Annotated in this window: 13 protein-coding genes; 12 read left to right on the top strand and 1 reads right to left on the bottom strand. The window is 52.8% G+C overall.

Going from position 1 to position 13109, the window contains the following annotated elements; all coding sequences use genetic code 11:
* The first annotated feature begins 60 nt into the window (after positions 1–60).
* From fabG to IR195_RS12270, 11 genes are all read left to right on the top strand, one after another.
* A complete protein-coding gene (gene fabG / locus IR195_RS12320) occupies positions 61–804 on the top strand; it encodes a 3-oxoacyl-ACP reductase FabG (protein ID WP_038485281.1) in 744 nt (247 codons plus the stop codon).
* Between the two features lie 124 nt (positions 805–928).
* A complete protein-coding gene (acpP, locus tag IR195_RS12315; protein WP_008956801.1) occupies positions 929–1162 on the top strand; it encodes an acyl carrier protein in 234 nt (77 codons plus the stop codon).
* A gap of 193 nt (positions 1163–1355) precedes the next feature.
* A complete protein-coding gene (fabF, locus tag IR195_RS12310) occupies positions 1356–2594 on the top strand; it encodes a beta-ketoacyl-ACP synthase II (RefSeq protein ID WP_125748972.1) in 1239 nt (412 codons plus the stop codon).
* A gap of 6 nt (positions 2595–2600) precedes the next feature.
* Positions 2601–3407, top strand: coding sequence for an aminodeoxychorismate lyase (gene pabC / locus IR195_RS12305; RefSeq protein WP_206047690.1), 807 nt, complete (start codon positions 2601–2603; stop codon positions 3405–3407).
* A gap of 30 nt (positions 3408–3437) precedes the next feature.
* On the top strand, positions 3438–4445 hold the full coding sequence (gene mltG / locus IR195_RS12300; protein ID WP_206047689.1) for an endolytic transglycosylase MltG: 1008 nt from the start codon (positions 3438–3440) through the stop codon (positions 4443–4445).
* Between the two features lie 63 nt (positions 4446–4508).
* Positions 4509–5162: a dTMP kinase gene (gene tmk, locus IR195_RS12295; RefSeq protein ID WP_206047688.1), complete on the top strand. Its 654-nt coding sequence runs from the start codon at positions 4509–4511 to the stop codon at positions 5160–5162.
* Complete coding sequence (locus IR195_RS12290) at positions 5153–6136, top strand: DNA polymerase III subunit delta' (protein ID WP_206047687.1); 984 nt, start codon at positions 5153–5155, stop codon at positions 6134–6136. The genes tmk and IR195_RS12290 overlap by 10 nt, the downstream gene beginning before the upstream one ends.
* A 36-nt stretch (positions 6137–6172) precedes the next feature.
* Entirely contained in the window at positions 6173–6508 is a 336-nt protein-coding gene (locus IR195_RS12285) for a PilZ domain-containing protein (RefSeq protein ID WP_125748958.1), read from the top strand.
* A gap of 76 nt (positions 6509–6584) precedes the next feature.
* On the top strand, positions 6585–7418 hold the full coding sequence (locus IR195_RS12280) for a TatD family hydrolase (protein WP_206047686.1): 834 nt from the start codon (positions 6585–6587) through the stop codon (positions 7416–7418).
* Positions 7419–7448: 30 nt separating this feature from the next.
* Positions 7449–8015 carry a DUF1285 domain-containing protein gene (locus IR195_RS12275; protein ID WP_206047685.1) on the top strand — a complete coding sequence of 189 codons (567 nt, stop codon included), beginning with the start codon at positions 7449–7451 and terminating at the stop codon, positions 8013–8015.
* Positions 8012–10219, top strand: coding sequence for an ATP-dependent helicase (locus tag IR195_RS12270; protein WP_206047684.1), 2208 nt, complete (start codon positions 8012–8014; stop codon positions 10217–10219). The genes IR195_RS12275 and IR195_RS12270 overlap by 4 nt, the downstream gene beginning before the upstream one ends.
* A gap of 41 nt (positions 10220–10260) precedes the next feature.
* Here the strand turns inward: IR195_RS12270 and IR195_RS12265 are convergent, their stop codons facing one another.
* Positions 10261–11925, bottom strand: coding sequence for an electron transfer flavoprotein-ubiquinone oxidoreductase (locus tag IR195_RS12265; RefSeq protein WP_125748949.1), 1665 nt, complete (start codon positions 11923–11925; stop codon positions 10261–10263).
* A gap of 424 nt (positions 11926–12349) precedes the next feature.
* Here IR195_RS12265 and IR195_RS12260 point away from each other — a divergent pair, with 424 nt between their 5' ends.
* Positions 12350–13099, top strand: a complete 750-nt coding sequence (locus IR195_RS12260) for an electron transfer flavoprotein subunit beta/FixA family protein (protein ID WP_038485245.1) — start codon at positions 12350–12352, stop codon at positions 13097–13099.
* The last annotated feature ends 10 nt before the right edge of the window (positions 13100–13109 follow it).

Genomic DNA, 13109 nt, shown 5'->3' with positions numbered 1-13109 from the left:
GTGCGTGTTAAGTCGCTATTTTCCGCTACCCTTGCTTAGTTAGGTTGAAGGAAGAACGTTATGACTCAAGAACGAAGAGTTGCACTAGTCACTGGTGCTAGCCGAGGCATTGGGCGAGCCATTGCTCATGAGCTTGGGCGCCAAGGGCGCATTGTAGTGGGAACTGCCACTAGCGAATCAGGCGCTGAAAAAATTGATGCTGACCTAAAAGAGCATGGCATTGAAGGTGCGGGTATGTGCCTTAATGTTACTGATCAGCAGAGTATTGATCAGGTGCTCAAAACAATTGGCGAACGTTTTGGTGCGCCCACGATTTTGGTCAATAATGCCGGCATCACCCGTGATAATTTGTTAATGCGCATGAAAGAAGATGAGTGGGACTCCGTGATGGATACCAATCTCAAATCTGTTTATCGCGTTAGCAAGGCGTGTCTGCGCGGTATGACAAAGGCGCGCTTTGGGCGTATCGTGTCGATAAGCTCTGTAGTGGCAACGATGGGTAACCTAGGCCAAACTAACTACGCCGCCGCTAAAGCAGGCATGGAAGGCTTTAGTCGTGCTTTGGCGCGTGAAGTTGCTTCCCGTGCTATTACGGTTAATGCGGTTGCGCCTGGGTTTATTGCAACGGATATGACGGAAGCGTTGCCTGAAGCGCAGCATGAAATGCTGCTTAAGCAAATTCCTCTTTCGCGTTTAGGCGGGCCTGAGGAAATTGCTGCTGCCGTCGGATTTTTGACAAGTGATGCTGCAGGTTATATCACTGGCGAAACGCTACACGTGAACGGCGGCATGAATATGCGTTGATGGCCTTGAGCTTGGCGGTTGCGTCAGCTTAAGGGCGTCTATAAACTACCCCGCAGCTTTTGGCTTGCGGTTTCCAAATGGCTGGTTATCAAAAACGGCTAATGTGAACGACTGGAGTACGTTGATGAGTACTATTGAAGAGCGCGTTAAGAAAGTTGTGGCAGAGCGCCTGAACGTTAAAGAAGAAGATATCCAGAACAGCTCTTCTTTTACTGAAGACCTGGGTGCTGATTCTCTTGACACCGTTGAGTTGGTGATGGCGCTTGAAGAGGAATTTGATACTGAAATTCCTGACGAAGAAGCTGAAAAAATCACCACGGTTCAAGAAGCTATCGACTACGTAAACGCCCATCAGTAAGGGTTGAGTCGAAGCAGTGAGCCAGGGTGGGGTGCTTACCCACCCGTATAAAAAGCCGTCCTGAGTAAGGGCGGCTTTTTTGCTTTGTTGTCACAATGAATATAACGTTCAATCTCCGTTATACTAGTCACCAAATCTCTGCAGCAAATGACCCAGATGGGTCGTGTCACCATGGATGCCTGGAGGAAAGCTAATGGCGCGAAGAAGGGTAGTGGTAACTGGGTTAGGCCTGGTGACCCCAGTGGGTAACAGTGTTGATGAGTCGTGGGCAAATATTGTCGCCGGCAAAAGTGGCATAGCACCGATTGAGCACTTTGACACAAGTGGCTTCAACACGCGTTTTGGAGGATCGGTTAAAAATTTTGATATTAGCCCTTATTTAAATCCTAAAGACGCACGCAAGATGGATTTGTTTATCCAGTACGGTATGGCGGCGGGAGCCCAAGCCATTCAGGATTCGGGGCTTGAATGTAGCGAAGAGAATGCTGAACGCATTGGGGTGGCTATTGGTTCAGGCATTGGTGGTTTGCCGATGATTGAACATAACCATAATGCGCTGAATAAAGGGGGCGCACGCCGCGTCTCGCCGTTTTTTGTGCCAGGTTCAATCATTAATATGATTTCTGGCAACATGGCGATTCAGCATGGCTTCAAAGGCCCGAATATCGCGATCACCACAGCGTGCACAACGGGTACCCATAATATTGGCTACAGTGCTCGCACGATTGCATACGGCGATGCCGATGTGATGATCTGTGGCGGTGCGGAAATGGCTACTACCCCATTAGGGTTGGGCGGGTTTTCGGCCGCGCGAGCGCTCTCTACTCGTAATGAAGACCCTCAGGCGGCGAGTCGCCCGTGGGATGCTGATCGTGATGGCTTTGTGTTGTCAGACGGTGCGGGTGTGCTTGTCTTGGAAGAGTACGAGCATGCGAAAGCGCGTGGTGCCAATATCTACGCAGAGCTTGCCGGCTTTGGTATGAGTGATGATGCCTATCATATGACGGCGCCGCCGGAAGATGGGCGTGGCGCTGCACTTTCCATGAGCAATGCCATTAAAGATGCGCGTATTGATCCAGCGGATGTGCATTATATTAATGCGCATGGCACGTCTACCGCAGCGGGTGACTTAGCCGAAAGCCGGGCGATTGAAAAAGTGCTTGGTAGCGCAGCTCAGCAAGTGGCTGTGAGCTCTACCAAGTCAATGATTGGCCACCTGTTAGGTGCTGCAGGAGCCGTTGAGGCGGTGTTCAGTATCCTGGCTATTCGCGACCAGATTGCGCCGCCAACCATTAACCTGGATAACCCACAGGAAGGCTGTAATCTTGATTATGTGCCGCACACTGCGCGGAAGATGTCGATTGAAATAGCGCTCTCAAACTCGTTTGGGTTCGGTGGTACCAACGGCTCACTGCTGTTTAAAAAGGTATAATACGCGATGCCAATGCCCCAGGTGCCGTTTGACGACCGAGGGCTTGCGTATGGTGACGGAGTATTTGAAACAGTGCTGCTGCGCGCTGGTGCCCCTGTATTGTGGGAGTATCATTACGCGCGTTTACGGCTGGGCTGTCAGCGTTTAAATATTCCGTTGCCTTCCATGGAGCAGTTGGTCGCCACTTGGCAATCTCCGTCTAACGCCAAGCTTGAAATACTCAAACTAATCCTAACCCGAGGAAGTGGTGGGAGGGGTTACGCGACGCCGGATACTTCTCAGCCTCGCTTGCTTAGCCGTCGAACACCTTTTGTGGTAAATAGCGACCGCTGGCATGAGGGAGTTAACGTACGGATTTGTCAGTTGCGTTTGGGGCATCAGCCGCTTTTAGCAGGCATTAAACACCTGAATCGATTGGAAAATGTGCTCGCGCGCCAGGAGTGGAGTGACCCGGCCATCGCTGAGGGGTTGCTTGGCGATACTGATGGTTGGCTGGTGGAGGCCACCAGTATGAATGTCTTTTGGCAGCAAGCGGGAGTGCTCTTCACACCTCTATTGTCGCAGTGCGGCGTGGCGGGTACGCTGCGAGCCGCATTATTGGATTATGGCGTCGTGCAGGAAGCTCCTATTGCGTTGAACGCTATCCATGAGGTTGAGCGTCTTTGGGTAGCTAACTCGGTACAAGGTGTGTGGCCAGTGAATAAGCTGTTAAGCGAAACAGGTGAAGTCCTGCAGTCCTGGCCGCCGCGAGGTCAAGATAAGCTGCAAGCAATAGGCCATGGCTTGCTTGGCTATTCGCCGACATCCCGTTAGGCAGAATTTTATCAACATTATTGAGGTGTCATGGTGAAACGGTTTTTAGCTGCTGCAGGTGTCGTGGTCGTGGTTGGATTAGCAGCCGTTGCGGGCGGCTATGTTTACTGGCAGCAGCGCCTATCGGCACCGGTCACACTCGAGGAGCCTGCGCTTTATCAGGTTCCTGCAGGGGCTGGGTTCAATCAGGTCGTTCGAGAGCTGGAAAGCCAGGGCTTTATTAAAGATGCTTGGGCATTTCAACTATTGGCGCGTGTTGAGCCTGAGCGCGTACCACGCTTACGGGTGGGCGAGTATCAGTTAACCCCAGGCATGAGTGGCCTTGAACTGATTGCCCTATTGGGTAGCAATAACGTTGTCACTTATCCGTTAACAATTCCCGAAGGATGGACGTTCCGCCAGATGCGCGAGCTATTGGACAGTGCGCCAAAACTTGAGAATCGGACGGTAGCGTTAAGTGACGACGAGATTATGTCATTGTTGGATCGAGAGGGGACTTTTCCTGAGGGCTGGTTTTTCCCTGATACCTACCGCTATCACCTGGGTATGAGTGACGTTGATATTCTACGTCAGGCGCTTTCCCGCATGGAGCAGATTCTAGAAGAGGTCTGGGACGAGCGTGATGATGACCTGACCATCGAGACACCTTATGAAGCGCTTATCATGGCATCGCTCATTGAGCGTGAAACAGGCGCGCCGGAAGAGCGTCGGGAGATTGCAGGCGTCTTTAAACGTCGTATGGAGCAGGGGATGCGCTTGCAGACAGATCCCACCGTCATTTATGGCATGGGCGAGCGCTATGAAGGCAGAATTACGCGTGCGGATTTACGTGAGGCGACTCCCTATAACACTTATGTGATTGACGGTATGCCACCAACGCCGATTGCCTTACCCGGGCGCGCCTCCCTTGAGGCGGCTGTGAGTCCGCTACCCGGAGAAACGCTTTACTTCGTCTCGCGCGGTGATGGTACCCACCATTTTTCACGTACGTTACGTGAGCACAATAATGCGGTTAATCGCTATATTCGTAATCGCTAATTAGGTTGAGTCATTGTTTAACTGCGATGTGTTTTTTTCGAATTTACTGAGTAAGGGGCTTCAATGAGCAAGCGCGGACGCTTCATCACCCTTGAAGGTGGTGAGGGAGTCGGAAAATCTACTAACGTGGCGTTTGTAGAGGCATGGCTACAAGAGCGCGGGATAGAGGTTGTGCGAACCCGTGAGCCCGGGGGGACGCCACGCGCTGAAGCGATTCGAGGATTGCTGCTTGATCCCTCTTTCGATGAGCCCTTGCACAGCGATGCCGAATTGCTATTAATGTTTGCCGCGCGAGCCCAGCATTTAGCGCAAAAAATAGTGCCAGCCCTTGAACGCGGTGCTTGGGTGATCTGTGATCGTTTTACCGACGCTACCTTTGCTTACCAAGGTGGTGGCCGCGGTATTGAAACAGATCGGATTGCGCAACTGGAACAGTTCGTGCAAAAAGGTCTCTCCCCAGATCTTACCCTGTTACTAGATATGTCACCTGAGGCTGCGAAAGAGCGTCTTGAAGGGCGTTTAAGAGACCAGCAAACGCAGCGTGATCGCTTTGAACAAGAGCAAGTAACCTTTTTCGAAGCAGTGCGGCGGGCTTACTTAGAGCGTGCCGCTGCCGCCTCTCAGCGTTTTGCCATTGTTGATGCGGGGCAAGCGCTTGATCAAGTCCAGGCGTCTCTAGCTCAAGCGCTAGAAGAGCGAATAGCTATATGGCAATAACGGGAGTGCTGCCTTGGCATCAGTCGACGTGGCAGCAGTTGGTTCGTCTCGCCAATGAAGGGCGCTTGCCGCACGCCCTGCTGATCAGTGGTGCCCACGGCGTTGGCAAGCAGCAGTTGGCGGAAGCGTTGATTGCTCGGACGTTATGCGCCCAGCCTGGCGAGCTAGCCTGTGGTCACTGTCATAGCTGTGCCATGCTGGCTTCAGGCTATCACCCCGACTTGATGCGCATTTCTCCAGAAGAGGGTAAGCGTCAGATTCGCATTGACCCCATACGTGATGTAAATCGCTTTGTTTCGCAAACCGCGCAGCAGGGCGGTTATCGAGTGATCGTGATCTCTCCCGCGGAAGCAATGAATATTGCGGCGGCAAACGCACTGCTCAAAAGTCTTGAAGAGCCTGGTGATAAAACGCTATTTATTTTGCTATCAGATGTCCCTTCGCGCACGCTGCCGACGATTCGCTCCCGCTGTCAGCAATGGCCATTAGCCAGCGTGTCCTTTAATGATTGCCAGGGCTGGCTGACTGAAAAACTTGGCAGCGACGAAGCATACTTTTGGTGGCGAGTGTCGGGTGGCTTGCCGCTGCTTGCTGTGGAGTTGGCAACGCCGCAGGAACGCGCTCTTCGCCATCAAATTCATGACAGCTTCGAACAGTTGGTGCGCGGTGCTGAGCCTGTTTCAGAAGCTGCTAGGCTTGATCGTCAGGCCATTGATGGCATCTTGTGGTACGGTATTGCTTGGCTTGAAGACTTGATCCGGCTGGGTTTGTCTGGCGAAACCTCGGTGCTGCATAACCCTGATTTAGAGCCGTTATACCGTCAAGCGATGAAAAATGGACGGGTGCAGGATTGGTTCCGGTTACTAGATTATGCCCGAGAGCAGCGCCGTTTATTCGCAGTCGGTGCTAATCCTAACCCTCAGCTAGTGCTTGAAGCGTGGCTGGTGCGCTGGTCGGCGCTGCTGCGCTCCTAGGATGGTTGCCAAACGGGGATTGCCAACGAGGCTATTATGACGGTTCAAAAAGCACTTTCTTTGACAATCCCTGATATGCCGACGTTGCTTTCCGCGTATATGCCTTTTCTAGATAGAGGCGGTATTTTTGTTCCGACTAAAACGCTCTATCGGCTTGGACAGCAGGTTTATCTATTGCTGACCCTACCAGGAGAGAGTGAACCTCTTGCTATCTCCGGCCATGTTGTGTGGGTTTCTCCTGAGGGCGTGAGTGGACAGCGAATGCCCGGTATTGGGGTGCATTTCAGCCAGCAGGACTACTCCGTACGTGATCGCATTGAAACGTTGTTGGCCGGCCAGTTAGATAAAGCACCTCCGTCCTTTACGCTTTGATAGCCGCGAGTTAGCACCGCAATACCACTGTACAAAGCCTGCCCTTCACCTGTTGACGAGAATTTAAGAGAGTTGCATGTTTGTTGATTCCCACTGCCATTTAGACCGTTTATCTGAGCTAACCCACAACGGTGATATTGCCGCAACGCTGGCGGCTGCTCGTGCTGCTAATGTGAGCCAGTTCTTAGCTGTTGCGGTGACGCTTGAGGAGATGCCGGAGTTGGCGGCAATCGCTCGTGAGCACCACGACGTGGTTATTTCGGCGGGACTGCATCCACTTCATCAGGCTCCGAAAGAGCCAGGCGTCAGCGATATTGTTGATGCTGCTGAGCAGTACGGTGCCGTCGCCATCGGTGAAACAGGGCTGGATTATCACTATCAGGACAGCGTGCCCGTAGAGGTTCAGAGCGAGCGATTTAAGCGCCATTTAATTGCGGCCAATGAGCTAGAGCTGCCGGTAATTATTCATACCCGTGAAGCGAAAGAAGACACCTTAGCATTGCTGCGTGAGCACACTAATCCAGAGGTAGGTGGTGTATTGCACTGCTTCACTGAAGATTTAGATATGGCGCGTGAAGCGGTGCGGCTTGGGTTCTATATCTCGCTATCGGGTATTATTACCTTCCGTAATGCGGGATCGCTTAGGGAGCTGGCCAGAAAACTGCCGCTTGATCGGCTGCTGATTGAAACCGATAGCCCTTATTTGGCGCCTGTTCCTTATCGTGGCAAACCCAACGAACCCGCTTGGGTAGTTGAGGTGGCAGAGTGTATCGCTAAAGAGCGAGGAATCAGCGTTGATGAAGTGGCGATGCAAACCACTGCCAATTTTTATCATCTGTTCCGCGCTGCCGTGCCCGATGCACCTGATAACGTAAAGCAAGCGTTGGCGCAGTCTGGTTTAGTGGTATAAGTGCTGCAAGCACAGCCTGGGAGGTAAGCGATGAATATTGATCGGCTTATGCAGCAATTTGACGGCGCGGCGGCGATTCCCCCCGTTGATCAGTGGCAGCCAGCCCTAAACGGCGATATCGATATCGTTATTCAGGCTGATGGTACGTGGCTGCATGAAGGAAAGCCGTTTGAGCGCCTTGCCATACCACGGTTATTAGCGAGTCTCTTACGCCGCGATGCCGATGGCTATTGCCTGGTAACGCCTGTTGAGCGTTGGCGTGTCACCGTGGTTGACTGTCCGTTCGTGGCGGTTGAAGCAGATTTTTACGATGATGCTTGGTGGTTGACGACCCAGTTCGATGACGTTGTGCGTGTGGATGCAGAGCATCCGCTTAGTCTCTCCAAAACGCCTGAGGGTGTCTTTGCCCCTGAGTGTGCCGTGCGTTTTGGGCTGGCGGCTCGCTTGCATCGTAATGTGTATTATCGGTTGGTAGAGCAGGCCACGCTGAGCGAAGCAGACGACGGTGAATGCCAATGCCGACTGTATAGCGCAGGGTCTTGGCATGTCTTAGGTCAGTTTAATGCCAATGATGCGATGCCAGGCGAGGTGACGTGAAGTTAACCGCTGAACAGCAAGCCGTTGTCCATCATCGCGAGGGGCATGCCCGCGTAGCGGCTGTCGCAGGAGCGGGCAAGACCACCACTATGGCGGCAAGAGTGCTCCACTTGCTGGCGTCGGGTGTGTCGCCGAAGCGTATGCTGGTGCTGATGTTTAACCGCTCAGCGCGAGACGACTTTCAACGCCGCCTGATCAGCATGGCACCTCAGGGGCAAGCGTTGCCAGATGTGCGGACCTTTCACTCACTTGGTCATCGGCTGACGCAGAGCCTATGTCGCTGGGGGGCGCTTGCGCCGAGACGCCTGCTGTCTGCTGATTGGCAGCTAGAGCGCCTTTTACGCCAGGCGAGCTTGAATGTGCTTCACGATGCCGTTGAGCGTCGCGATGCGGCTATCGAAGGTGACCGATTAGAAGCGCTTGCTCACTTTTGTGGGCTGGTAAAAGCCGAAATGCTATCGGCTGATGTGCTTTATAAGCGTCTTAATTACGAGCCGGATACTGACTACTTCCCCAGCGCATTTGATGAAGCTGAACGGCTGCTGCACGTTGAAGGCGTCATGACCTACGCTGATTTGCTTTATCGGCCCCTGCAAGTGTTAGAAGCTGAACAGACCTTGCGCAGTCGTGTGGAAGGTTTTCTTGACCATGTGATCATTGATGAATACCAGGATATTAATACTGCCCAGCAGCGGTTGCTGGCGGTATTGGCGGGTTCCAGCGCCAGTGTAATGGCGGTAGGTGATGCAAATCAGTGCATCTACGAATGGCGGGGCGCACGCCCGGACACCATGCTGGAGAACTTTACTGCCACGTTTGGCAGCGCCACAGACTACCCGCTCTCGATCACGTTTCGTCATGGCCACGCGCTGGCGCTAACCGCAAACCATGCCATCATGGCTAATCAACGCCGACCAGACCAGCTCTGTTTGGCGGATGCTAATAACCCTGAAACCCATATATCTGTTGGTCAGGGCAGTCGACTGCTGCTCGATGCCTTAGTCGACTGGCAAGCGCAGGGGCGCGCGTTGAGTGATGTGAGTCTGCTGGTGCGTAGTTGGGCGCTGTCGGTGCCTTTTCAGTTGGCGTTACTACAGGCGGGTATTCCATTTCGTCTTCAACGAGAAGATCGTTTCGTTTTCAGACTCCCTCTCGTGCAAGCCTTAGCAGGCTATTTGAAACTGTCTCGCCAGCCAGAGCTGCTGCACGACCCCGAGCAACTCTTGCTTTTGCTCTCTCAGCCAACGCCTTTTGTTGCCCGTGAGCGGCTTCAGCAGCTTGCCTATCAGCTGGCCAGCACCCAGCGCTGGCCTGAGCGCCACGAGCCGGTACTAACCTCTTTAAAACCGCTGCAGCGCCGCACGCTCAAAAAACGCTGGGCGCTGCTATGTGAGCTGCCTAAATTAAGTGATTGGCCGCCTGCAAAGCTGCTGAGTCATGTGGTGGAAACGATTGAAGCTGAAAAAACCTTAAAGCGGGCAGCGGCAAGACGCGACAAGGGCGAGGAGGACGTTCGTCTATTGGATGTGCTTATCGAACAGGCCGATAGCGTGAAAGATCCAGATGCGTTTATTGAACTGCTCGAGCGCCCAGTAGAGAACCAAGCTGGCGGTGTTCTGATTAGCACGGTACACGGAGCGAAAGGTCTAGAGTGGCCGTTGGTCGCCGTTGCTGGAGTGAATGAAGAGGACTTTCCGCACTACAGTCGCGACAATCCGCTCAATGACGAGAGGCTAGAAGAAGAGCGACGGCTGTTTTACGTAGCGATTACGCGGGCTCAAGAGCAACTGCTGGTGTTGCACGATGGTGGTGTTCATCGGCCTAGTCGCTTTATTGCGGAAAGCGCTTGGCAGGATAGTTTGCGGGTGGCGTCATGTTTGTCGCGTCAAGAGGCGCCTGCCACGGCTGTGCAGGTAACATCGCCAAGTTTGGTGAAGCGCTATCTTGAGCGGTTAGGGCGAACGGATATTGAGCTGGCAGCGCCGCAAGTCAATGAGGCAGCGGCAGGTTATCGGGCTGATGCACACTTCTACCCTGGACAGCGCTTAATACATGCCGTGTTTGGGGAAGGTGAGGTGGCCTCGGTAGAAGGTAACCCCTCCGATCCTGTCATCGATGTGCGCTTTGCACAGGCCGGTCGGCGTCGTCTTATTGCTCGACGCGCGCCGATTGAGTGCCTAGAGCCACCGGCGCAGCCAGCGTAACTGGCTGCGTCGTATGATCTTGCTAGTACCTGTTGAGATGATTACATATTGGGGTAGTTAGGCCCGCCGCCGCCTTCTGGCGCTACCCAGGTAATATTTTGGGCAGGGTCTTTAATATCGCAGGTTTTGCAGTGGACACAGTTCTGGAAGTTGATCTGGAAGCGTGGCTTGCCTTGATCATCTTCCACCACTTCATAAACCCCTGCAGGGCAGTAGCGTTGAGCCGGTTCTGCATAGGTTGGCAGGTTGTCGCGAATCGGCAGCTCTGGGTCTGCTAAGCGCAGATGGCAGGGCTGGTCTTCTTCGTGGTTAGTGTTAGACAAGAACACGGATGTCGATTTATCAAACGACAACTTGCCATCGGGCTTCGGATAAGTGATTTTTTCGAACTCAGCAGCAGGCTTCAGCGCGCCGTAGTCGGTGGTAGTGTCATGAACATTGGGTAGCTTATTGCCCAGTAGTTGATTGGCGAAATTGTAAGCACCGCCACCTACCGTGCCATATTTATGGATAGCAGGGCCAAAGCTTGCGCTCTCTTTCAGCTCTTCATAGGCCCAGCTGGCTTGCCATTTCTCAGTGAAGCTACTTAGCTCCTGAGCACCTTCATCACCCCCTTTGATGGCTTCAAAGACACTTTCTGCAGCGACCATGCCGGATTTCATCGCTGTGTGCAGGCCCTTTATTTTGGCAAAATTCAGCGTGCCTGCATCGCAGCCAATCAACAGACCACCCGGGAACGTCATTTTCGGTAGGCAATTAAAACCGCCTTTGGTAATGGCGCGCGCACCATAGGCAACCCGTTTGCCGCCTTCTAAATATTGGCTAAGCACCGGGTGATGCTTCATGCGCTGGAATTCATCAAAAGGTGACAGCCAGGGGTTCTTATAACCAAGATCCATAATGAGGCCCACGACGACCTGCTGATTTTCCGCATGATAAAGGAACCAGCCGCCGTGAGTGTCTTTTTCAAGCGGCCAGCCCGAGCCGTGGAGCACAAGACCGGGTTCATGTTTGTCGGCGGGAACATCCCACAGTTCTTTCAAGCCAATTCCATAGTGCTGCGGGTCACGACCAGCATCTAGTGAGAACTCTTTGATTAACCGTTTACCCAAGTGGCCGCGAGCGCCTTCGGCAAATAGCGTGTATTTCGCGCGCAACTCCATGCCTGGCATATGGCCATCTTTGGGCGTGCCATCTGCGCTAACACCCATATCACCAATGAGGATGCCACGTACTGCATCATCTTCGATAATCACGTCCTGGGCAGCAAAGCCAGGGAATATTTCCACCCCAAGAGACTCGGCTTGCTCTGCCAACCAGCGGCATAGGTTGCCTGCGCTAATCACATAGCGGGTAAGCTCGCCGCCAGTGTTATGCATGCTTTTGGGCACTAGCGCATTAGGGATTTTTTGCGCTTTTTGAGCATCTTTTAATAGATAAACATCGTCACGAACGGCAGGTGTGTTGAGCGGTGCGCCGCGCTCTTCCCAATCAGGAAATAGCTCTGCCAGTGCGCGGGGCTCAAAGACAGCACCAGAAAGAATATGGGCGCCGACTTCGGAGCCTTTTTCGACGACACAAACCGTCAACTCTTGTTCCGCTTGATTTGCCTGTTGCATCAGGCGGCAAGCGGAAGCTAGACCAGAGGGGCCAGCCCCGACAATGACTACATCGAAGTCCATGACATCGCGTTCAACATTTTCCACCCGGCTTCTCCTTATTCTCATAAGAGCCATTATTTACCAAAGCTAGCCTGTCCAAACGTAAAATGAGCGTTATGAGAACTAGCTTATAAAAAGATGGCCTTAATTTTAAACGGTCGTTTGCTTCTGGTTATGCTCCATGATAGGCATAATACCCCTGTAAGGTCACCCCTACGATGGCAAAAGCACCATTTATCCATGAAGTTTATATCGCTGCTACGACCAAGGCCGTAGTTAATCAGTGTTGTCGCTAGTCACTAGGTTGTGGCAAATTGATAGGGTTTTTCATTTACAGACCTATCAAACGCTTGCATGAATTTTTTAAGGTGGCGTATTTAAATACACGTCGCCGCTATTTTTAGAAGCATCAGTTGGTACGATGCTGAGACAAGCTAACGGCTTCCATCACAAGCCAAGCGAGGAATCTATGAAAGTACTCGTCGCGGTTAAACGCGTCATCGACTATAACGTCAAAATCCGCGTCAAAGCGGACAACTCTGATGTTGATCTTACCAACGTCAAAATGGCGATGAACCCCTTCTGCGAAATTGCCGTAGAAGAAGCGGTGCGCCTCAAAGAGAAGGGTGTTGCGACAGAGGTCGTGGCCGTTACCGTTGGCCCTAAGGCGGCTCAAGAGCAGTTGCGCACCGCGCTAGCGCTTGGGGCAGACCGTGCTATTCATATTGAAACCGACGAGCGCGTTGAGTCGCTTGCGGTGGCCAAGCTACTTGCTAAGGTTGTTGACGAAGAGCAGCCTGGTTTAGTGATTCTCGGTAAGCAGGCCATCGATACCGACAACAATCAAACGGGGCAAATGCTGGCCGCGCTGACTAACCTTCCTCAGGGTACTTTTGCCTCTGAAGTTGCTGTTGACGGTGACAAGGTCAATGTCACTCGCGAAATCGATGGTGGCCTGCAAACCGTCGCGCTTTCTCTGCCTGCTATCGTTACCACCGATTTGCGTTTGAACGAGCCGCGTTACGCGAAGCTGCCCGACATCATGAAGGCCAAGAAGAAGCCGCTGGATACCAAAACGCCCGCTGATTACGGGGTTGAAGTGGCTTCCAAGGTTAGTCTGCTCAAAGTGGAGTCCCCGGCAGAGCGCAAAGGTGGTGTTAAAGTCGCCTCGGTAGATGAATTGATCGACAAACTGAAAAACGAAGCCAAAGTGCTTTAATAGGAGCTGA

Origin of the sequence: Vreelandella venusta, from assembly GCF_015689495.1 — a bacterium.
GTDB classification, from domain to species: Bacteria; Pseudomonadota; Gammaproteobacteria; order Pseudomonadales; family Halomonadaceae; genus Vreelandella; species Vreelandella venusta.
This window is presented reverse-complemented; position numbering and strand designations above follow the sequence as displayed.

What these genes read in the sequence shown, in the direction of transcription:
- IR195_RS12260 (WP_038485245.1), top strand. Translation starts at nt 12,350, where the DNA reads ATGAAAGTACTCGTCGCGGTTAAACGCGTCATCGACTATAACGTCAAA.
- fabG (WP_038485281.1), top strand. Translation starts at nt 61, where the DNA reads ATGACTCAAGAACGAAGAGTTGCACTAGTCACTGGTGCTAGCCGAGGC.
- IR195_RS12275 (WP_206047685.1), top strand. Translation starts at nt 7,449, where the DNA reads ATGAATATTGATCGGCTTATGCAGCAATTTGACGGCGCGGCGGCGATT.
- acpP (WP_008956801.1), top strand. Translation starts at nt 929, where the DNA reads ATGAGTACTATTGAAGAGCGCGTTAAGAAAGTTGTGGCAGAGCGCCTG.
- IR195_RS12280 (WP_206047686.1), top strand. Translation starts at nt 6,585, where the DNA reads ATGTTTGTTGATTCCCACTGCCATTTAGACCGTTTATCTGAGCTAACC.
- IR195_RS12285 (WP_125748958.1), top strand. Translation starts at nt 6,173, where the DNA reads ATGACGGTTCAAAAAGCACTTTCTTTGACAATCCCTGATATGCCGACG.
- mltG (WP_206047689.1), top strand. Translation starts at nt 3,438, where the DNA reads ATGGTGAAACGGTTTTTAGCTGCTGCAGGTGTCGTGGTCGTGGTTGGA.
- IR195_RS12290 (WP_206047687.1), top strand. Translation starts at nt 5,153, where the DNA reads ATGGCAATAACGGGAGTGCTGCCTTGGCATCAGTCGACGTGGCAGCAG.
- pabC (WP_206047690.1), top strand. Translation starts at nt 2,601, where the DNA reads ATGCCAATGCCCCAGGTGCCGTTTGACGACCGAGGGCTTGCGTATGGT.
- fabF (WP_125748972.1), top strand. Translation starts at nt 1,356, where the DNA reads ATGGCGCGAAGAAGGGTAGTGGTAACTGGGTTAGGCCTGGTGACCCCA.
- tmk (WP_206047688.1), top strand. Translation starts at nt 4,509, where the DNA reads ATGAGCAAGCGCGGACGCTTCATCACCCTTGAAGGTGGTGAGGGAGTC.